Origin of the sequence: Citrobacter sp. Cpo045, assembly GCF_030332875.1 — a bacterium.
In the GTDB taxonomy this organism is placed as follows: Bacteria; Pseudomonadota; Gammaproteobacteria; order Enterobacterales; family Enterobacteriaceae; genus Citrobacter; species Citrobacter portucalensis.
The window spans coordinates 152416-172931 of sequence record NZ_JAOWGZ010000091.1 but is presented as its reverse complement, the minus strand read 5'-3'; the positions used below and the strand labels follow the sequence as shown (position 1 = coordinate 172931).

Here is a 20516-nt window from a genome sequence, read left to right as displayed (position 1 = left end):
GGGCTAATCCCCGTTATTGAGAGCATACGACCCCGCTACCAGGCTAATAAATCAGTGGTAGTGGTGTTAAATGGGTCCAGGAATGGAAAGGGCGCTATGGTACTGGATGGCGGCGGTTTCGTCACGCGTCAAAATAACCCCAGTTGTCCTGTGAGTAGTGTAGCAAAATTATCGTCAATAAAGGGAAGAATTCCCTCAGCAACAGGTTGGATCTGGCGGGTCAGATAATGCTCGTAATCGAGCGAAGATAGCTGATAATCAACAGGTTCTGGGCCATTGACCGTCCAGACATATTTTATGGTTCCGCGATTCTGATACTGCGGTGGACGCCCCAGTTTTACATTCTGCTCATCGGCAAGTCGCGCGGCACGAACGTGTGGTGGAACATTTCGCTGGTATTCGCTTAACGGGCGGCGCAGGCGCTTGCGGTACACCAGTTGTTCATCCATTTCACCGGCCATCAGACGGTCAATAGTCTCACGAACAAACTCCTGATAAGGTTCGTTACGAAAAATTCGCAGGTATAGCTCCTGCTGAAACTGTTGGGCCAGCGGCGTCCAGTCGGTTCGTACCGTTTCCAGTCCCTTAAACACCATACGTTGCTCAGCACCGTCCTGAATCATCCCCGCATAGCGTTTTTTACTGCCGGTATCTGCACCGCGAATGGTCGGCATCAGAAAGCGACAAAAATGGGTTTCAAATTCCAGCTCCAGCGCGCTGGTCAGATTTTGTTGCTTCAGCGATTGCGCCCACCAGGTGTTGACATAGCTCACCAGTTCCCGACCAATTCGGGCTGCATCGTCTTCTGAGTGCGCCTTTTTCAGCCAGACAAAGGTGGAATCGGTATCGCCATAAATGACATCGTAACCCTGAGCCTCAATTAACGCTTTGGTCTGGCGCATGATCGCATGGCCGCGCATGGTAATGGACGAGGCCAGTCTCGGGTCGAAAAAGCGACAGGCGGTGGTGCCCAGCACGCCGTAAAATGCGTTCATGATGATTTTCAACGCCTGCGAGAGTGGCTTATTGCCGCGGCGTTTTGCTTCTTCGCGCCCGTGCCAGATCTGAGTAACGATTTCAGGCAGGCAGTGCTTTTCGCGTGAAAACCAGGCGTCAAGGAAACCTTCGGTGCTGTGTTCCGGATCCGGCTGCGCCATCCCTTCGATAAGCCCCACCGGATCGATTAAAAAAGTACGAATTATTGAGGGATACAGGCTTTTGTAATCCAGCACCAGTACGGAGTCGTATAAGCCTGGGCGCGAGTCCATCACATAGCCGCCGGGACTGGCGTGCGCGGGGACTTCACCGAGATTCGGTGCCACATAACCCGCCCGGTGCATGCGCGGAAGGTAGAGGTGGCCGAAGGCGGCAACCGAACCACCGTGACGGTCGACCGGCAGACCGTTGACCGTCGAGCGCTCCAGCAGAAATGGCATGATCTCGGTTTTATGAAAAATGCGCGTGACCAGCTCACAGTCTTTGAGATTGTAGGTGGCGAGCGCGGGTTTATCCTGGGCAAACCGACGGTCAATTTCGTCCATTCGGTCCCACGGGTTATCAATCGACTTGCCTTCACCCAGCAATTCTTGCGACACCGTTTCCAGCGAGAATGACGAGAAATTCCAGAACGCTGATTTTAGCGCCTCAATACCGTCGATAATCAGGCGCCCCTTAGCCTGCGCGAAGAACACGCCGTTTTTGAAGCCATGCTCGCGCCACTCCAGTTCGCTATTATCACGACCAAAACGCAGGGGAATGCGGTAACGTTCGGCGTGCTTTTGCAGGACGCGTAAATCGAATTGCACGACGTTCCAGCCGATTATCACATCAGGATCGTGACGGGCAATCCAGTCATTGAGTTTTTCCAGCAACTGCGGGCGGCTTGCTACGTACTCAAGTTCAAAATCAAGCGTAGAGGCGTCGCCGTTTGGCGGGCCGAGCATGTAGACAATACGCTGCCCACAGCCTTCAAGACCGATGCAATAGAGTTCGCCGTGGCGCGTGGTTTCAATATCCAGCGATACCCATTTTAGCGGTGGTCGATAGTCAGGGTTCGGCTTCAGGCGGGCATTCAGCAGCATGTCATTATGTCTGTCGCCTTCGACCCAAACAGGGGAGGTGATAAAGCGCTCCATCAGATACCGCTCAGATGGGCGTACGTCGCCCTCATAGACGGTGACTGCGTTTTCGCGCAGCAGTTTTTCCAACCGCATGAGCTGGCGATGTGAGCGGCAATACAGGCCGGAAACAGGATGGCGGTGGAAGTCTTGCAATTGCAGCGATTTCAGGTGATAGCCGTTTTCAGTGGGTAATAATGACATTACGCGAGGAACCTGACTGGTGGGAATAAACGCGACCGACTCCTGAGGCGCGAGCGTGACCTGCAGCGGCCCATCGTCTGTAGCCAGCCAGAATGAGACCTCAGTTCCCTGCGGGGTGTCCCGCCAGTGCCGGGTTAAAATAAAACCTGCTTGCGCCACGCTGCGTATCCGTCAAAAAACCAGGCATTATTATAGCCTGGTTCTGATAGATTAGCTGTGATTTTATACAGTTGTCATGCTCAGAAGAGGTTACTGCCCGAAATACGCTTTCCTGAGTAAAATAATTATTCCTACCTGACAATGTTATCTTCATATGCAATATATGAATAAAATAGCTTTGATAGGCTACAGATAGATATGTTATAGCTGGTATTTGTACATTAGTTTCCATTAATTACGTTGTTTATGTTTTAATTGTTAATTACAAGTTCGTTTTCATACTTTTTCTATTTTTTAGGAATAGTGCTCATTTGATTTTGCTACATATTTCTCGGATTAGTGAAAAAATTATATTTTTATTTGTTTTTATTAGCTGTTAGTGTAAAACTTTCATTCGAAATGTTTGGGTCATTATCTTAAATATAATATATTTAAATGGGGTTGTTATTGTTCTAACTAAGCAGTTTCAATTCAATTTCGTCGGGAAATTCTCTGTGAATATAATTTTATTTTGTCGATGGCTTGTGCATTTTTTGTCCTTTTAATATTAATTTTGAAAAAATGGAGTTTTTATGAACTTTCTTTCCAAACATCAGCTTGGCATTAAATATCAGAACTATATGTTTGTTAACACAATGATTTCTAATCCAGCGATTAAAACTGTGAGCAAATATATTTTATATAAAACATGGGACGGTAAGTTGTGGAATGCTGAAATTATTGAAAATGGTAGCGCTTTTTTTCACTGGCAGGGTAATGACAAAAGTAAGGGGCACAAAGATACAGTGATTAATTATCTGCTGAACGGGCAGAAGTGGCAGGCGACGATTACAGATTATGTCTTTTTCCATTGTCTGGAAGGAAATAAGTCTCATGGACACTATGATAATGTAATTAATTATATCTGTTCAAATGATTGTGTTTACCAAGGTTCATTCGCCGAATATTATAGCGAATAACTATAAAGGAGCGCGTAGATTATCTGCGCGCTTATTTTTTTTACTGCCCGTAATACGCTTTTGCACCGTGTTTGCGCAGGTAGTGTTTATCTAGCAGGGTTTGCTGCATATCCGGCAGCTGCGGCGCGAGCTGGCGACAGAAGATCCCCATATAGGCGACTTCTTCCAGCACGATGGCGTTATGCACCGCATCTTCGGCATTTTTTCCCCAGGCAAATGGACCGTGAGAGTGCACCAGCACGCCAGGCATCTGTGCGGCGTCAATACCTTGTTTTTCAAAGGTTTCAACGATTACGTTACCGGTTTCCCATTCATATTCGCCGTTGATTTCTTCGTCGGTCATTTTGCGTGTGCAGGGAATCGAACCGTAGAAATAGTCCGCATGGGTGGTCCCCGTTGCCGGAATCGACTGACCCGCCTGTGCCCAGATGGTTGCATGGCGCGAATGGGTGTGAACAATGCCGCCAATGGTCGGGAATGCCTGATACAGCAAACGGTGTGTTGGGGTATCTGAGGAAGGTTTCTTCGTACCTTCTACAACTTCACCCGTGGCGATACTGACTACCACCATATCGTCGGCGGTCATTACGCTGTAATCGACTCCTGAAGGTTTAATCACAAACACGCCGCGCTCGCGATCGACGGCGCTGACATTCCCCCAGGTCAGGGTGACCAGATTGTGCTTAGGCAACGCCAGATTGGCTTCCAGTACCTGACGTTTGAGATCTTCTAACATGATGCTCTCCGATGAATCTTGCCGGATGGCGCTACGCTTATCCGGCCTACAAATCGCACATTCTTGTAGGTCGGATAAGGTGTTTACGCCGTCATCCGGCAGTTGTTAACGTTTGAAGCCGTAATACACTTCGTTCCAGCGCAGCGCGTCCTTAAAGGCTGGCAGGCGGGTATCGTTATCGATCACCGCGATCTCGATATCGTGCATTTCAGCGAACTGACGCATGTCGTTCAGATCCAGCGCGTGGCTGAACACGGTGTGGTGCGCGCCACCGGCCAGGATCCAGGCTTCAGAAGCGGTTGGCAGATCCGGTTGAGCTTTCCACAGCGCGTTAGCGACAGGCAGTTTTGGCAGGGAGTGCGGCGTTTGTACCGTGTCGATGCAGTTAACCAGCAGGCGATAGCGATCGCCGAGATCGATCAGGCTGGCAACCACTGCCGGGCCGGTTTTGGTGTTGAAGATCAGACGGGCAGGATCGTCTTTACCACCAATGCCGAGGTGCTGTACGTCGAGGATCGGTTTCTCTTCCACCGCGATGGACGGGCACACTTCCAGCATGTGCGAGCCGAGCACCAGATCGTTGCCTTTCTCGAAGTGGTAGGTGTAATCCTCCATAAATGAGGTGCCGCCCTGCAGACCGGTTGACATCACCTTCATGATGCGAAGCAGAGCGGCGGTTTTCCAGTCGCCTTCGCCCGCAAAGCCGTAGCCTTGCTGCATCAGACGCTGTACGGCCAGACCAGGGAGCTGTTTCAGGCCGTGTAAATCTTCAAATGTGGTGGTGAAGGCGTGGAATCCGCCCTGTTCCAGGAAGCGCTTCATCCCCAGTTCAATACGGGCCGCTTCCAGGACATTCTGACGTTTTTCACCGTGGACTTGCGTCGCCGCCGTCATGGTATAGGTGCTTTCGTACTCATCGATTAGCGCGTTGATTTCACCGTCGCTAATTGCGTTCACTACCTGCACCAGATCGCCCACGGCCCAGGTGTTTACCGAGAAGCCGAACTTGATCTGCGCAGCGACTTTATCGCCATCGGTGACCGCAACTTCACGCATGTTGTCGCCAAAACGGCAGACTTTCAGGTGGCGGGTATCTTGTTTGGACACGGCCTGGCGCATCCAGGAGCCAATGCGTTCGTGCGCTTGTTTATCCTGCCAGTGACCGGTGACCACGGCATGCTGCTGACGCATACGCGCGCCGATGAAGCCGAACTCACGACCGCCGTGCGCAGTCTGGTTCAGGTTCATAAAGTCCATATCAATGCTGTCCCACGGCAGGGCGGCATTGAACTGGGTGTGGAACTGCATCAGCGGCTTGTTGAGGATAGTCAGACCGTTAATCCACATTTTGGCCGGGGAGAAGGTATGCAGCCAGACCACCATCCCTGCACAGCGATCGTCGTAATTCGCGTCACGACAGATAGCGGTAATCTCATCAGGGGAAGTGCCCAGCGGTTTTAATACCAGCTTGCAGGGCAGTTTGGCTTCAGTATTCAGTGCGTTAACGACATGCTCGGCATGTTGGGTTACCTGACGCAGGGTTTCAGGGCCATACAGATGCTGGCTACCAATCACAAACCACACTTCATAGTTATCAAAAATCGTCATTGTCGTGTCCTTAATGTGTCAGGGTTGCCAGGTCTACCGGGGCTTGTTGCGCCGGAGCGGCAGTCGGAAGGTATTGCTGTTCAGCGCTTACTGCCCACTGCTGATAGCGGCGGTAAAGCTGTTCAAAACGTTGAGCCTGCTCTGGGCGAGGTTGCAGCGTGTTTTCCACGGCGCTTGCCATCTGCTGCTGAGCGGCAGAGATATCGGCGTGTACTTTCGCGGCAACGGCGGCGAAGATAGCCGCACCGAGCGCGCAGCACTGGTCTGAAGCGACAATTTGTAGCGGACGGTTCAGCACGTCACAGCAGGCCTGCATGATGACCGGGTTCTTGCGCGCGATACCGCCAAGCGCCATCACGTTGTGAACCGCAATGCCTTGTTCGGTGAAGCATTCCATAATGGCGCGCGCGCCAAAGGCAGTGGCGGCAATCAGACCACCGAACAGCGCTGGCGCGTCGGTTGCCAGGTTCAGATCGGTAATCACCCCTTTCAAACGCTGGTTGGCATTGGGTGTACGGCGACCGTTGAACCAGTCGAGCACGACCGGCAGATGCTCCAGTGATGGATTTTTCGCCCATGCTTCGGTGAGTGCAGGCAGCAGCTGTTTTTGACTGGCTTTAATCTGGGTCTGCAGTTCCGGATGCTGTGCGGCAAGCTGTTCCAGCGGCCAGCTCAGCACGCGGCTAAACCAGGCATAGATATCGCCGAATGCAGACTGACCAGCTTCGAGGCCAATAAAATTAGGCACCACGCTGCCATCAACCTGGCCGCAAATGCCTTTCACCGCACGCTCGCCAACGCTTTGCTTGTCGGCAATCAGAATGTCGCAGGTTGACGTGCCGATGACTTTTACCAGCGTGTTAGGCTGTGCACCTGCGCCGACCGCGCCCATATGGCAGTCAAAAGCGCCGCCTGCAATCACCACACTCTCCGGTAGCCCCAGACGCTGTGCCCACTCGGCGCACAGGGTGCCAACCGGCAGATCCGCGGTGAAGGTATCGGTAAACATTGGGTATTGCAGATGGCGGTTGAGGATGGGGTCGAGTTCGTCAAAGAAACTGGCTGGCGGCAGACCACCCCAGCTTTCATGCCACAGAGATTTATGCCCGGCGCTGCAGCGACCGCGACGAATATCCTGTGGGCGTACGGTGTTGGAGAGCAGGGCCGGAACCCAGTCGCATAGCTCAATCCACGAAACCGCAGCCTCGGCAACTGCGTGGTCCTGACGAGTGACATGCAGGATTTTGGCCCAGAACCATTCGCTGGAATAAATGCCGCCGATATAGCGGGAGTAATCGATCTTGCCCTGTGTATGGCACAGGCGGGTGATTTCTTCGGCTTCTTCTACTGAGGTGTGATCTTTCCACAGGACAAACATCGCATTCGGGTTTTCCGCGAACTCCGGACGCAGCGCCAGTACATTACCATCTGCATCGATGGGGGCCGGGGTTGAGCCGGTACTGTCAACGCCAATCCCGACCACTTCCGCGCGCTGCTCAGCGCTCAGTTCGGCCAGTACGGTTTTCAGCGCCGCTTCCATGGATTCAATGTAGTCGCGCGGATGATGGCGAAACTGGTTGTTTGGGCCATCGCAATACTGCCCTTCCTGCCAACGTGGGTACCACTCAACGCTGGTGGCGATCTCTTCGCCGGTGGCACATTCCACCGCCAAAGCGCGTACTGAATCACTACCAAAATCGAGGCCAATTGCAATCGCCATCGTCTTACTCCATCCAAAAATACGGGTATGGATAAACAGTAGTGAGTAGCGATAAAAACCGTCAGGCAGGATCCGCTAATCTTATGGACTAAAATGCTGTGGCATCACAAAGTGTGACGCTGTGCAAATAATCAATGTGGACATTTCTGCCGTAGTTATAGACACTTTTGTTAGCCGATTTTGACGTTGGCGTAGTACATGTTTTTTACAAAGAGCTTTTCACAAGCGGGGTTGGTGGTCCATTGCCGCAAATACAGCGGCCCGCAGGGGCGACAGCGATGATGTCTGGCGTAATATGGACAAATTGTTTCTTGGCAGGACATAGGGAGTATTGAAATTATGGCTGAAACGCAAAACGATCCCCTGTTGCCAGGTTATTCGTTTAACGCGCATTTGGTGGCCGGATTAACCCCCATTGAGGCGAACGGATACCTGGATTTTTTTATCGACAGGCCGCTGGGCATGAAGGGTTATATCCTCAATCTCACCATCCGTGGCGAAGGGGTTATCAATAATCAGGGCAAGCAGTTTGTCTGCCGGCCTGGCGATATTCTGTTGTTTCCACCCGGAGAAATTCACCACTACGGGCGCCATCCTGATGCCAGCGAGTGGTATCACCAGTGGGTTTACTTTCGCCCGCGCGCCTACTGGCAGGAGTGGCTGACCTGGCCGGCCATTTTTGGCCAGACCGGTTTTTTCCGCCCGGATGAAGCACATCAGCCGCATTTTAACGAGCTGTTTGGGCAAATAATTAACGCCGGGCAGGGAGAAGGTCGTTATTCTGAACTGCTGGCGATTAATTTACTGGAGCAGTTGTTGCTCCGACGTATGGAAGCCATCAATGAATCGCTACACCCGCCCATGGACAACCGCGTTCGCGATGCCTGCCAGTACATCAGCGATCACCTGGCGGACAGCAATTTTGATATCGCCAGCGTCGCGCAGCACGTCTGCCTGTCGCCTTCCCGTTTGTCGCATCTGTTCCGTCAGCAATTGGGGATCAGCGTATTAAGCTGGCGCGAGGACCAGCGCATCAGCCAGGCAAAGCTACTGCTGAGTACCACACGTATGCCTATCGCCACCGTAGGTCGCAATGTTGGTTTTGACGACCAGCTCTATTTCTCTCGTGTTTTCAAAAAATGTACCGGTGCCAGTCCGAGCGAGTTTCGCGCTGGATGTGAATAAAAAGTGAATGATGTATCCTGAAAGTTGTCATAACTCGCAATCTATTCAGACAATTGATGGCTTGACGAAGTTGAGAGGGGTTATCAAAATCCCTGCTTCGTAAATTTGACGGACACATTATGCAAGCATTGCTGGAACACTTTATTCTCCAGTCCGCCCTGTACTCTCTGATCGCCGTACTTCTGGTGGCTTTTTTGGAGTCGCTGGCGCTGGTTGGTCTGATTCTGCCCGGGACCGTGATGATGGCGGGGTTGGGCGCGCTGATTGGCAGCGGCGAACTGAACTTCTGGCATGCCTGGCTTGCGGGCATTGTCGGCTGCCTGTTGGGGGACTGGATCTCCTTCTGGTTGGGCTGGCGCTTTAAAAAGCCATTGCACCGTTGGTCATTCATGAAAAAGAACAAGGCGTTGCTGGATAAAACCGAGCACGCCCTGCATCAGCACAGCATGTTTACTATTCTGGTGGGGCGGTTTGTCGGACCGACGCGCCCGCTGGTGCCGATGGTAGCAGGCATGCTGGATCTGCCTGTCGCTAAATTTATCGTCCCGAATATTATTGGCTGCGTGCTGTGGCCACCGTTCTACTTCCTGCCGGGGATCCTGGCGGGAGCGGCAATTGATATCCCTTCTGATATGCAGAGCGGGGATTTTAAATGGTTGCTGCTGGCGACGGCGGTGTTGCTCTGGGTGGGCGGCTGGTTTTGCTGGCGGCTATGGCGTAGTGGCAAAGCGGCTGTTGATCGCTTAACGGCGTATTTCCCCCGCAGCCGTTTGCTGTATCTGGCGCCGTTAACGCTCGGGATCGGCGTGGTCGCGCTGGTGGCGTTACTGCGCCATCCGCTGATGCCGGTGTATATCGACATTCTGCGTAAGGTTGTAGGTTACTGACGATACCTTTGCCGGATGGCGGCTTCGCCTTATCCGGCCTACAAAATGTGCGACCTACAGGCCGGATAAGGCGTTCACGCCGTCATCCGGCAACGCATTATGCTTTAATGCCCAATAGCGCCGAGGCGCTGGCGTTGCCGCTTAACAGATCGTCCGTTTTGCCCTGCCACGCGATGCGCCCGTCGGCGACCACAATCGAGCGGGACGCAATTCGCGCGGCATCTTCTACGCTGTGAGAAACCATCAGCAACGTCAGCTGCTTCTCGCGACAGACTTCGGCGACCAGCGTTAGCATCTCCTGGCGCAGCGCGGGATCGAGCGCTGAGAACGGTTCATCAAGCAGTAAAATAGGTTGTTCTCGCACCAGACAACGCGCCAGCGCCACGCGCTGCCGCTGCCCGCCGGAAAGCTCACCGGGGAGGCGTTCCAGCAGAGAGTCGAGTCCCATTTGTTGAGCGATGTGGTGCATTTTCTCCCGCTGCGATGTGTTCAGCTTCAATCCCGGATTCAGGCCCAGGCCGATGTTTTGCTGTACGCTCAGATGGCTGAACAGGTTGTTTTCCTGAAACAGCATGGATACGGGTCGGCATGAGGGCGGCGTGGTGGTGTGATCTTCACCGTCAATCATCATGGTACCGCTGGCAGGCGTGAGAAAGCCGGCAATCAGATTCAGCAGCGTACTTTTCCCGGCGCCGCTGGGCCCGAGTACAGCTATTTGCTCACCGCGCGTGACCGACAGCGTAAAGCGCATAGGCAAATGGTGATAAAGCCATGTGATATCAATCAGTTTTAACATTTCGACCCGGCAATTTCTCAATAACGGTAAACAGCGTAAAGCACAGGATCAGCAGTAATAACGCCGTAACCGCGCCATCCTGACTGCGATAAGAGCCAATCTGCTGATATAAATAAAATGGCAGGGTACGGAAATCCTCATTACCAAATAACGCCACTACGCCAAAATCGCCAATCGACAGGACGCAGGCAAACGCCATCGCCTGCGCCAGCGGGCGCTTCAGGGCGCGCAGTTCAACCACTTTCAGGCGCGACCATCCCTCAATGCCCAACGACTGGCACAACATACTGTAGCGCGCAGTGACGTCACGCATTGGGTTTTCCAGCACTTTCAGCGCGTAAGGGATCGCCATCAGCGCATTGGTAAAAATGACAATGCCGTCGGCAGATTCAGGAAGACCAATGGTGTTATTGAGCAGCAGAAAGAAGCCGGTTGCCAGCACGATGCCCGGCATGGCGAGGATCATCATGCCGCTCAACTCCAGCATCTGACCTGCCAGCAGCTGCTGTCGGGCACGGAGTTCACGACTGCTCCATAACAGCATCATAGTGAGCACGACGCATAACGCTCCCGCTGCTAATGCGATGCGCAGCGAGGTTCCCAGCGCCTGCCACAGCACTGGCTGCATCAGTACATCCAGAACATGGCGGTTTAAGCCATCGACAATCACCGCCAGCAACGGCGGCAATAACAGCAACAGGGCAAGAATAATCAGGATTGCGTCAACCAGTCGGCTGTGCAGGCGATCGTCGGGATCGCGCCAGCCTTGTACCAGGGTAGCACCGGGAGCAATCGCGCGGCTCAGACGTTGGCTGAGGAGCACCAGCGCCAAACAACAAACCATCTGGATCAACGCCAGCATGGCTGCGCGGGCAGGATCGTAATCAAAATTCAGCGCCTGATAGATAGCCAGCTCGATGGTGGTGGCCTGTGGCCCGCCGCCAAGCGACAGAACGGTGGCGAAGCTGGCGAAGCACAACATAAAGATGAGTGCCGCGACGGGCAGGATCTGACGACGCAACCACGGCCATTCAACAAAACGGAAGAAATGCCAGCCACGCATACCCAACTGAGCGGCTAACTGCCGCTGTTCGCCGGGAATATTCTCCAGCGACTGTAACAGCAGGCGGCTGGCCATCGGCAGATTGAAAAAGACATGCGCCAGCAGAATGCCCTGCAAACCGTATGGCGAAAACGTCCACTCCAGCCCGAATGTATGCCAGAGCGAGGCCAGCCAACCCTGGCGACCGTAGACGCTAAGAATACCGAATACCGCGACCAGCACTGGCAGGATTAACGTCATCGCGCACAGACGCAGCAGCGCCAGACGCCCTGGAAAACGACGACGATAGAGCGCTCTGGCAAGGAAAATAGCCGGGACAACCGACAGCACAGCGGATAAAAATGCCTGCCAGAAAGAAAAGCGCACCACGTGCCACAGGTAGTCATCTTGCCACAGCGAGAGCCACTCTCCCTGCGGGGCGTTAAACCACAGTGCCAAAAATGCGGCCAGGGCAACGGCCACCATCAGCGTGGCGGCGGTAAGCCCTGGAACCAGCCAGCCGGGGATTAGCGGCTGACGGCGCGTTGCCATTCGCTAATCCATGCCTGACGTTGAGCCGCAACCTGCTGCGGCGTAAATTCCAGCGCGGTGGCCGGTTTATTCAGTTGCTCGAATCCTGGCGGTAGGGCGACTTGCGTCACGGGATACATCCAGTTGCCGGTCGGAATCGCATTCTGGAATGCCGGGGATACCATAAACTTCAGGAATTTCTCGGCCAGTTCCGGCTGCTTGCTGGCTGCGGTACGGGCGGCGACTTCCACCTGTAAATAGTGGCCTTCGCTAAAGTTGGCCGCGGCGTAGTTGTCTTTTTTATCGGCAATGATGTGATAGGCCGGAGAGGTGGTGTAGCTGAGCACCAGATCGCTTTCACCTTTCAGGAACAGGCCGTAGGCTTCGCTCCAGCCCTTGGTGACGGTGACGGTTTTGGCTGCCAGTTTCTGCCACGCCTCTGGCGCTTTATCACCATAGACTTTCTGCATCCATAGCAGCAGACCCAATCCTGGCGTGCTGGTGCGTGGATCCTGATAAATGACGCGCCATTTTTGGTCGCTCTCTACCAGTTCTTTCAGGCTTTTGGGCGGATTCTTCAGCTTGTTTTTATCATAAACGAAGGCGAAATAGCCGTAATCAAACGGAACGAAGGTATCGTTTTTCCAGCCGCCGGGTACGTTAACGGCGTCGTTTGCAACACCACTTTTGGCAAACAGTTTGGTTTGTGTAGCGGCTTCCAGAAGGTTGTTATCCAGACCCAGTACGACGTCGGCTTTGCTGTTTTTTCCTTCCATGCGCAAGCGGTTAAGCAGCGACACGCCATCTTCCAGCGCGACCAGTTTTAGCTCGCAGTTGCAGTCAGCTTCAAAGGCTTTTTTGATTGTCGGGCCCGGGCCCCAGTCAGCTGCGAACGAGTCGTAGGTATAGACGGTCAGTACAGGTTTAGCGAAAGCAGGCGCTGCGCACAGCAGTAAAAGCGGAAGACATTTTTTAAACACTTTGCACCTCAAGAGTTGGGTGGCAAAGGACTTGAGATAAGCCTCAAATCCCTTCGCCGGCATTATCCGGATCAGGTTCGACGGGTATCTCTCAGCCCATACACTTCATCATTCACGCTGCCTCTGTGTTGGCAGCGCTCGCTCACCCCAGTCACATAGTTATCTATGCTCCTGGGGACTCACTCGCTTGCCGCCTTGATGCATCATGAATGATCTTGTGTATGTTTTTTATTTAGCACCCCGTTGAGAACGGCGTTAGTGTAGTGATTTTGTTGCCGGGCAGCAATTAAGAGCTGGCTCTTATGGATCCGGCGGCGCAAACCACGCCGATTTAAAATCAAACCAGCCGAGGGTATTCATGCGCAGCCCGCGCATACTGCGCTGTCCCTGAATGATCAGCCAGTGGTGGATTAATGGCACAATGGCCTTTGTGGCGAGCAACTGTTGGCACCATGCTGCCAGGCTCATTTCGCCCGTTCGCCAGCGAGCCGCATCGTTTTCCCAGTCCCGCGAGATACAGTTTTGCAGCAAAGGGACTTCGCACAAATGTGCGAACAGTGAGAAGTCCAGCGGGAGGGTAAAGTTGGCGCTGTTGAGCCAGATATCGCTGACGATTTCACCTGCATGCCATTGATCGTAGTCGATCTCCTGAATATTCAACTGTACCTGATGCTGCGCCAGCAACGTTTTCATGATCTGCGCGATAATCCGGTGTTCGATATGATCGCGATAGTAGGTGATCGTCAGCGTTTCCAGCCCGGCGGGTTTTTCACCATGGCCAGGTTTGGCGTGATGCCAGCGGGGAAGTAAACCGTAGGCGGGAAACCACAACCGCTGGTACTGTTCATCGGCGTGGCAGATTAAATTCGTTGGCGAGAGAACGCGGCTTGCCCACTCGCGAACCTCCTGGTTCGCGCCACGGTGGCTACGCGCATCAAACAACAGGTAGTAGCAACCTTCTTCGAGGCGGCTTTCGATCGCCTTTTCATCCTCTGTTGGACCTTTTAGCGTCAACCCGCCGCCAGGCTCTTCTCCGATGTCGGGTAATACCCAAACGTTAACTTCGTCAATCAGCGCACGGTAGCCAAAGTAATCATCAAATGCATGAATTTTCAGTTGGTTATTGGTATTGCGCATTACCGCATACGGACCGGTACCAATCGGGTGGCTGGAAAAGTTGTTTAGCGTTTCCCATTCTCGCGGCAGGATCATGGCGGGGACCTGCCCCAATAGCCAGGGAAGCCAGCGATCTGGCTGGGCCAGATGGATATCCAGCGTCCAGGCCGTGGGAGAGACGATCTGCGTGATGTGTGAGTACAGTGGTAGGGCGTTAATGCGCCTCAGCGAGGCGATAACATCTTCCATTTCCAGCTCGCGGCCATGATGAAAATGGATCCCCGGGCGCAGGAAGAATCGCCAATGCAAAGGTGAAATTTGCTGCCAGTGATGGGCAATGTCCGCTTCCAGTTCCCCATTTTCCTCATTTACCCGAATTAAGGCACTGAAAATTTGGCGGGCGATATGGGTTTCGGAGCGGCGTAATGCCGTACCGGGGAGCAGGTTGTGCATCGGGCGATAATAGAGAACGCGCATGATATGCCGACCCTGGCGAAAGCTGCGGCCCAAGTGGGAGACCAGCATTTGCCGTACGGCCGTTTTGTCACCGACAAGCTGCACTAGTTGATCGATGCGATCCTGTTCCAGTAGGTCTTCCGCGCGCTGCTGCTGGAGCGCCAGCCCGGTATAGAGGAATGTCAGTCGCGAGCGTTTACCTCGTCCAACTTCAGCTTCCCACGTTAACCAGCCACGATCCTGCATAGTATTAAGCAGCGTACGCATATGGCGGCGCGAGCAGCTCAGCAGATCCGCCAGCTCGTTGAGCGTCGTGTCTTGCGTCTTGCCGTCACAGCATTGCCACAGACGGATGAACTGTTGTTGCAAACGACCAGAAGACATAAAAGGGGAACTCCTGCGGAAAACTCAGCAATTTTATAATCCCTATATTAAGCCAATAATAGATTCCGATGAAGCGATGAGACAACGAAGGGGTCATCTATGCGTCAGTTCTGGTTGAAGTACTTTACCGCGACAGAAAAATCGTCCTGGTTGGCTTGCCCGAGCGCCCCGCAGCGCTTAAAGATGCTCGAAGAGCTGATGCAGTGGGAGATGACATCTGACTCCTGAATTGAGAATTGCAGACATCATGTGTGACTGAGTATTGGTGTTAATCGCCGCGCCAGCAGGTATCATCTGCTGGCTTTTTTCGTTTCAGCTGCGCTTAAAAGGAAAGATATGCTCTGGATTATGACCATGGGACGGCGCCTCAACGGCGTTTACGCGGCATTTATGCTGGTCGCTTTTATGATGGGCGTGGCGGGGGCATTGCAGGCACCCACGCTGAGTCTGTTCCTGAGCCGTGAAGTCGGGGCGCAGCCATTTTGGGTCGGGCTGTTTTACACCGTCAATGCGATTGTCGGGATCGTCGTCAGCCTTGGCCTCGCGAAACGATCCGACAGCCAGGGCGATCGACGTAAGTTGATCATGTTCTGCTGCCTGATGGCAATTGGCAATGCGTTGCTGTTTGCCTTTAATCGTCACTATCTTACGCTGATCACCTGCGGTGTGCTGCTGGCCTCGCTGGCGAACACCGCCATGCCGCAGCTGTTTGCGCTGGCGCGGGAATATGCTGATAACTCCGCGCGTGAAGTAGTGATGTTTAGCTCGGTGATGCGTGCGCAGCTTTCACTGGCCTGGGTAGTTGGCCCACCGCTGGCTTTTATGCTGGCGCTGAATTACGGCTTTACGGCGATGTTTTCCATTGCCGCAGGGATTTTTGCCATTAGCCTGGTGCTGATTGCGCTGATACTGCCGTCAGTTGCTCGGGTGGAGCAGCCTGTAGACGTGCCGCTGGAACAGACCGGCGGTTGGCAGGACAAAAATGTACGCATGTTGTTTATTGCCTCCACGCTGATGTGGACCTGCAACACCATGTACATCATCGATATGCCGCTGTGGATAAGCCTCGAACTGGGCTTGCCGGACAAGCTGGCCGGGATTCTAATGGGGACGGCGGCTGGACTGGAAATTCCGGCGATGATTCTTGCGGGCTATTACGTGAAGCGCTTTGGCAAACGGCGAATGATGATCGCGGCCGTCGCGGCAGGCGTGCTGTTTTATCTTGGTTTGATCTTCTTTCACAGCCGTACGGCGCTGCTGGTGCTGCAACTGTTTAACGCGGTATTTATCGGTATTATCGCCGGGATAGGCATGCTGTGGTTTCAGGATCTGATGCCCGGACGTGCGGGATCAGCGACCACATTATTTACCAACAGTATTTCAACGGGAGTCATTCTGGCAGGGGTGATTCAGGGGGCTGTTGCGCAAAGCTACGGTCACTCTGCCGTCTATTGGGTGATTGCGGTGATTTCGGTGGTGACGCTGTGGATGACTGGTCGGGTGAAGGATGTTTAGTCCGGTGCAGTCCCGGCGTTGCAGTGCTCGACCGGACGACATTTCGTATTCGCTTTTGTCGTTTTTGTAGGCCGGATAAGGCGTTTACGCCGCCATCCGGCAACCTGTCCTTACGGCCTGATCGCGTTACGCTTATCAGGCCAATCCCTCTTTTTTTCATCTTGCACGTAAATGTAATGTTGATCACATAACGATCATTTTCCTCTTCCTGGATCTTCTTTTTTCTACTGTTACGCGTATACAGTTACGCGTAACAGTTATTAAAAAAGGAGTTTTTTATGAAGAACCTATTCGACCTGACCGGTAAACGCGCGCTGATTACCGGTTCCGCTCAGGGCATTGGTAACCTGCTGGCCAACGGTCTGGCGGCGCACGGTGCTGAGATTGTGATTAACGATATTACCCAGCAGCGCGCTCAGGCGGCGGCGGACAAACTGGTTGCCGAAGGCTATCGCGCCGTTGGCTATGGATTTGATGTCACCAACGGGGAAGAGGTTGCGCGCGCCATCGCGCAAATTGAAAAGGAAGTTGGGGCCATTGATATTTTAATTAACAACGCCGGAATTCAGCGTCGTTTTCCCTTCACCGAATTCCCGGAGGCTGAATGGGACAAAGTGATTGATGTAAACCAGAAATCGGTCTTTCTGGTGTCGCAGCAGGTTTCCCGCTACATGGTGCAACGCCGCCGCGGGAAGATTATTAATATCTGCTCAATGCAAAGCGAATTAGGTCGTAAAACCATTACTCCATACGCGGCGTCAAAAGGCGCGGTCAAAATGTTAACCCGTGGCATGTGCGTGGAACTGGCGGAATACAATATTCAGGTCAATGGCATTGCTCCCGGCTATTTCGCCACCGACATGACCACCGCGCTGGTCAACGATGAAGCATTCTCTGCCTGGCTGTTCCAGCGCACGCCCGCCGCTCGCTGGGGTAACCCGGAGGAGCTGATCGGCGCGGCGGTTTATCTTGCCGCGCCCGCTTCTGACTTTGTGAATGGGCATCTTCTGTTTGTGGACGGCGGCATGCTGGCTGCGGTCTGAACAATAATGGGCCGCAACGCGCGGCCTGAGCGATAAAACAATAATCCAAGGAGTGAGTATGAATATGCTCGCAAAACTGCCAGCGCGTCGCTGGTGGTATTTAATGCCGATTATTTTTATTACCTACAGCTTAGCTTATCTCGACCGCGCCAATTACGGCTTTGCCGCTGCCGCCGGTATTGAACATGACTTAGGGATTACTCAGGGAACAGCATCGTTAATTGGCGCGTTATTCTTCCTGGGCTATTTCTTTTTCCAAGTGCCAGGCGCGATGTACGCCGTTAAGCATAGCGTGCGCAAAATGATTTTTTACAGCCTGATCCTTTGGGGGCTTTGTGCCGCGGCGACCGGCTTTGTCAGCAATATCCCAACGCTGATGGCGATCCGCTTTATTCTCGGCATCGTCGAAGCGGCGGTGATGCCCGCGATGCTGATTTATATCAGCAACTGGTTTACCAAAACTGAACGCTCGCGCGCCAACACCTTTTTAATTCTCGGTAACCCGGTCACAGTGCTGTGGATGTCGATTGTCTCCGGCTACCTGATTGAAGCCTGGGGCTGGCGCGAAATGTTTATTATCGAAGGTATCCCGGCGGTGATCTGGGCGTTCTGCTGGGTGATTCTGGTACGCGACAAACCGGCGGATGCGGGCTGGTTGAGCGAGCAGGAGAAACAGGCATTACAGCAGGCGATGGATCGCGAGCAGCGCGACATCAAACCGATGCGTAACTACGGTGAAGCGATGCGTTCACGCAGCGTCATTATGCTTTGCGCGGTGCATGCGCTGTGGAGCATCGGGGTGTATGGCTTCATGATGTGGATGCCGTCAATCCTCAAAAATGCGGCGCAGATGGACATCGTGGCGGTGGGCTGGCTGGCAGCGGTACCGTATCTGGCGGCGATCTGCCTGATGTTGACCGTCTCCTGGCTGTCCGATAAGTTCCAGAACCGTAAGCTGTTTATCTGGCCGCTGCTGTTGATTGCCGCCATCGCGTTCTTTGCCTCGTGGCTGTTGGGCAACCAGTCCTTCTGGCTCTCCTACGCGCTGCTGGTTGTGGCCGCTGCCTGTATGTATGCGCCTTACGGGCCGTTCTTTGCGCTGATCCCCGAACTGCTGCCGCGCAACGTCTCCGGCGTGTCGATGGGGATGATCAACAGTTTTGGCGCGTTAGGGGCATTCCTCGGCGCGTGGCTGGTGGGTTACCTCAACGGCGTGACCGGCGGGCCGGGCGTCTCCTACACCTTCATGGCGATTGCTCTGCTGGCGTCGGTGGTGCTGATGTACTGCGTTCGTGCGCAAAATGAAACCACGTCGCCGTCGGCTGAGATGGCTACGCGTTAAGGTTGAGCGAGGAGTGCAGTCGCTAACCGGCTGTGATAAGGTTCTCTGCGAGCATAATGGGCTGTTGGTCGTAGAGAACCTCATGAAAAACAATCGGATGACATTACAGGATATCGCTAATCTGGCCGGGCTGAATAAGATGACGGTCAGCCGTTATCTGCGTGACCCGAATCAGGTGTCGCAACGCAGCCGCGAATTGATTTCGAAAGTGATGGAAGAGAACAACTACATCCCCAACCGTGCCCCGGAAATTCTGCTCAACGCACGCAGTAAAACCATTGGTGTGCTGATCCCCTCGTTTCGTAATCAGATCTTTGCCGACGTGCTGGCAGGGATTGAATCCGTCACCTCGGCCTGCCAGTACCAGACGCTGATCGCCAACTACGAATATGATGCCGAGCGTGAAGAACGCGAGGTGCTGAACCTGCTCTCTTACAATATCGACGGCCTGATCCTCACGGGAAAGCTGCATACAGAGCGAATGATCCAGTACGTGCGCGCCAGCGGCGTACCGGTGGCGGAACTGATGGATATTAGCGGCCAGTATCTTGATATACAGGTTGGGTTTGATAACGAAAAAGCCGCGTTTGAAATGACGCAGGCTTTTATCGACAGCGGTAAACGCAGCATTGCTTTCTTTGGCTCGATGGATGACCCCCGAGACCTTAGCCGTTTTCGCGGCACCGAGAAAGCGCTGGCGGCGCAGGGACTGGAAGCGTACCACCTGGCGCCAAAAACTATTTCGTCGGTGGCGCTGGGCCGCAAGATGTTCCAGCAGGCGATGGCGGAAAAGCCGGATATTGACGCTATTTTCTGTACCAACGATGACCTGGCGGTTGGCGCGCTGCTGGAGTGTCAGGCACAGCAGTACGATGTGCCGAGAAAAATGGCGATTGCCGGTTTCCACGGGCTGGAAATTGGCCGTGCGCGGCTGCAAAAAATCGCCAGCGTGATTACGCCACGCTTTGAGATTGGCAAAACGGCGGCGGATATTCTGATTAAGCGTTTGAACGGGAAAGATGCGCCGGGCAGCGTCAATCTTGGCTACCAAATCTATTACGGCGATACGCTGTAGGCGAAGAGAAGGGGCTGGCCACCGTGCGGTGACCAGCGGAAGAGATTACTGCATAAATGCTGGCTGCTTGTCTTCGTACTCGGTGATGGCCGCTTCATGCTGCAGCGTCAACCCGATGCTGTCCAGACCGTTCAGCATGCAGTGGCGGCGGAAGTCGTCGATTTTAAAGCTGTAGGACTTATCGCCTGCTTTCACCACCTGCGCTTCCAGATCCACTTCAAATTTAATGCCCGGATTGGCTTTCACCAGCGCGAACATTTCATCAACCTGCGCGTCGCTCAGGGTCACCGGCAACAGTTGGTTATTGAAACTGTTGCCGTAGAAGATGTCGGCGAAGCTTGGTGCGATCACCACTTTAAAGCCGTAATCGGTCAGTGCCCACGGCGCATGTTCGCGTGAAGAGCCGCAGCCAAAGTTTTCCCGTGCGAGCAGAATTGATGCCCCTTTATATTCCGGGAAGTTTAAAACGAACTCAGGATTCGGCTGTTGGCCCTTTTCGTCCAGGAAACGCCAGTCGTTAAACAGATGGGCGCCAAAACCGGTGCGCGTAACCTTCTGCAAAAACTGTTTAGGGATAATTGCGTCGGTATCAACGTTGGCGGCATCCAGTGGGACAACCAGGCCGGTATGCTGGGTAAATTTCTCTGCCATGGTAGTTTCC

17 protein-coding genes are annotated in these 20516 nt (G+C 53.6%); 8 read left to right on the top strand and 9 right to left on the bottom strand.

All coding sequences use genetic code 11. The annotated features are described in order from the left end of the window. Positions 1-128: 128 nt before the first annotated feature. On the bottom strand, positions 129-2480 hold the full coding sequence (gene polB, locus OGY13_RS09565) for a DNA polymerase II (RefSeq protein ID WP_213752505.1): 2352 nt from the start codon (positions 2478-2480) through the stop codon (positions 129-131). 572 nt (positions 2481-3052) lie between these two features. On the opposite strand from polB, the gene OGY13_RS09560 reads away from it, so the two are divergent. After that, positions 3053-3439, top strand: coding sequence for a DUF4751 family protein (locus OGY13_RS09560; RefSeq protein ID WP_174770710.1), 387 nt, complete (start codon positions 3053-3055; stop codon positions 3437-3439). Positions 3440-3479: 40 nt separating this feature from the next. On the opposite strand, the gene araD is transcribed toward OGY13_RS09560, so the two are convergent. The 3 genes from araD to araB all read right to left on the bottom strand — a co-directional run bounded on the left by araD (position 3480) and on the right by araB (position 7503). Next, positions 3480-4175, bottom strand: a complete 696-nt coding sequence (araD, locus tag OGY13_RS09555; protein ID WP_048214955.1) for an L-ribulose-5-phosphate 4-epimerase — start codon at positions 4173-4175, stop codon at positions 3480-3482. A 105-nt stretch (positions 4176-4280) separates the two neighbouring features. Next, on the bottom strand, positions 4281-5783 hold the full coding sequence (gene araA, locus OGY13_RS09550; protein ID WP_003829590.1) for an L-arabinose isomerase: 1503 nt from the start codon (positions 5781-5783) through the stop codon (positions 4281-4283). A gap of 10 nt (positions 5784-5793) precedes the next feature. Next, a complete protein-coding gene (gene araB, locus OGY13_RS09545; protein WP_286637615.1) occupies positions 5794-7503 on the bottom strand; it encodes a ribulokinase in 1710 nt (569 codons plus the stop codon). Positions 7504-7842: 339 nt separating this feature from the next. Between araB and araC the strand changes: the two genes are divergently transcribed. Then, entirely contained in the window at positions 7843-8688 is an 846-nt protein-coding gene (gene araC, locus OGY13_RS09540; protein WP_003829586.1) for an arabinose operon transcriptional regulator AraC, read from the top strand. A gap of 119 nt (positions 8689-8807) precedes the next feature. Next, positions 8808-9575, top strand: a complete 768-nt coding sequence (locus tag OGY13_RS09535; RefSeq protein ID WP_003829584.1) for a DedA family protein — start codon at positions 8808-8810, stop codon at positions 9573-9575. 97 nt (positions 9576-9672) lie between these two features. On the opposite strand, the gene thiQ is transcribed toward OGY13_RS09535, so the two are convergent. From thiQ to sgrR, 4 genes are all read right to left on the bottom strand, one after another. Beyond that, complete coding sequence (gene thiQ, locus OGY13_RS09530) at positions 9673-10371, bottom strand: thiamine ABC transporter ATP-binding protein ThiQ (protein ID WP_213753078.1); 699 nt, start codon at positions 10369-10371, stop codon at positions 9673-9675. After that, positions 10355-11965 carry a thiamine/thiamine pyrophosphate ABC transporter permease ThiP gene (gene thiP / locus OGY13_RS09525; protein WP_213753079.1) on the bottom strand — a complete coding sequence of 537 codons (1611 nt, stop codon included), beginning with the start codon at positions 11963-11965 and terminating at the stop codon, positions 10355-10357. Before thiP ends, thiQ begins: the two co-directional genes overlap by 17 nt. Further along, positions 11941-12924 carry a thiamine ABC transporter substrate binding subunit gene (thiB, locus tag OGY13_RS09520; RefSeq protein ID WP_153753739.1) on the bottom strand — a complete coding sequence of 328 codons (984 nt, stop codon included), beginning with the start codon at positions 12922-12924 and terminating at the stop codon, positions 11941-11943. Before thiB ends, thiP begins: the two co-directional genes overlap by 25 nt. 300 nt (positions 12925-13224) lie before the next feature. Continuing rightward, positions 13225-14880, bottom strand: a complete 1656-nt coding sequence (gene sgrR, locus OGY13_RS09515) for an HTH-type transcriptional regulator SgrR (RefSeq protein WP_048214950.1) — start codon at positions 14878-14880, stop codon at positions 13225-13227. A gap of 99 nt (positions 14881-14979) precedes the next feature. Here sgrR and sgrT point away from each other — a divergent pair, with 99 nt between their 5' ends. The 5 genes from sgrT (at position 14980) to idnR (ending at position 19855) form a co-directional block, all read left to right on the top strand. Further along, the gene (gene sgrT, locus OGY13_RS09510; RefSeq protein ID WP_003829577.1) at positions 14980-15108 is read left to right on the top strand and encodes a glucose uptake inhibitor SgrT; all 129 of its coding nucleotides are present in this window, start codon (positions 14980-14982) and stop codon (positions 15106-15108) included. Between the two features lie 108 nt (positions 15109-15216). Further along, the gene (locus OGY13_RS09505; protein WP_125362741.1) at positions 15217-16395 is read left to right on the top strand and encodes a sugar efflux transporter; all 1179 of its coding nucleotides are present in this window, start codon (positions 15217-15219) and stop codon (positions 16393-16395) included. A 278-nt stretch (positions 16396-16673) separates the two neighbouring features. Beyond that, a complete protein-coding gene (idnO, locus tag OGY13_RS09500) occupies positions 16674-17438 on the top strand; it encodes a gluconate 5-dehydrogenase (RefSeq protein ID WP_008786186.1) in 765 nt (254 codons plus the stop codon). Positions 17439-17496: 58 nt separating this feature from the next. Next, positions 17497-18780: an MFS transporter gene (locus tag OGY13_RS09495; RefSeq protein WP_003829574.1), complete on the top strand. Its 1284-nt coding sequence runs from the start codon at positions 17497-17499 to the stop codon at positions 18778-18780. Between the two features lie 82 nt (positions 18781-18862). Beyond that, a complete protein-coding gene (gene idnR / locus OGY13_RS09490) occupies positions 18863-19855 on the top strand; it encodes a DNA-binding transcriptional regulator IdnR (RefSeq protein ID WP_213753080.1) in 993 nt (330 codons plus the stop codon). A gap of 45 nt (positions 19856-19900) precedes the next feature. On the opposite strand, the gene leuD is transcribed toward idnR, so the two are convergent. Further along, complete coding sequence (gene leuD / locus OGY13_RS09485) at positions 19901-20506, bottom strand: 3-isopropylmalate dehydratase small subunit (protein WP_003829572.1); 606 nt, start codon at positions 20504-20506, stop codon at positions 19901-19903. Between the last annotated feature and the right edge of the window lie 10 nt (positions 20507-20516).

Bases quoted from the DNA above. Each gene is read 5' to 3' on its own strand.
- OGY13_RS09560 (WP_174770710.1), top strand. From the start codon at position 3,053: ATGAACTTTCTTTCCAAACATCAGCTTGGCATTAAATATCAGAACTAT.
- araD (WP_048214955.1), bottom strand. From the start codon at position 4,175: ATGTTAGAAGATCTCAAACGTCAGGTACTGGAAGCCAATCTGGCGTTG.
- araA (WP_003829590.1), bottom strand. From the start codon at position 5,783: ATGACGATTTTTGATAACTATGAAGTGTGGTTTGTGATTGGTAGCCAG.
- araB (WP_286637615.1), bottom strand. From the start codon at position 7,503: ATGGCGATTGCAATTGGCCTCGATTTTGGTAGTGATTCAGTACGCGCT.
- araC (WP_003829586.1), top strand. From the start codon at position 7,843: ATGGCTGAAACGCAAAACGATCCCCTGTTGCCAGGTTATTCGTTTAAC.
- OGY13_RS09535 (WP_003829584.1), top strand. From the start codon at position 8,808: ATGCAAGCATTGCTGGAACACTTTATTCTCCAGTCCGCCCTGTACTCT.
- thiQ (WP_213753078.1), bottom strand. From the start codon at position 10,371: ATGTTAAAACTGATTGATATCACATGGCTTTATCACCATTTGCCTATG.
- thiP (WP_213753079.1), bottom strand. From the start codon at position 11,965: ATGGCAACGCGCCGTCAGCCGCTAATCCCCGGCTGGCTGGTTCCAGGG.
- sgrR (WP_048214950.1), bottom strand. From the start codon at position 14,880: ATGTCTTCTGGTCGTTTGCAACAACAGTTCATCCGTCTGTGGCAATGC.
- sgrT (WP_003829577.1), top strand. From the start codon at position 14,980: ATGCGTCAGTTCTGGTTGAAGTACTTTACCGCGACAGAAAAATCGTCC.
- OGY13_RS09505 (WP_125362741.1), top strand. From the start codon at position 15,217: ATGCTCTGGATTATGACCATGGGACGGCGCCTCAACGGCGTTTACGCG.
- idnO (WP_008786186.1), top strand. From the start codon at position 16,674: ATGAAGAACCTATTCGACCTGACCGGTAAACGCGCGCTGATTACCGGT.
- OGY13_RS09495 (WP_003829574.1), top strand. From the start codon at position 17,497: ATGAATATGCTCGCAAAACTGCCAGCGCGTCGCTGGTGGTATTTAATG.
- idnR (WP_213753080.1), top strand. From the start codon at position 18,863: ATGAAAAACAATCGGATGACATTACAGGATATCGCTAATCTGGCCGGG.
- leuD (WP_003829572.1), bottom strand. From the start codon at position 20,506: ATGGCAGAGAAATTTACCCAGCATACCGGCCTGGTTGTCCCACTGGAT.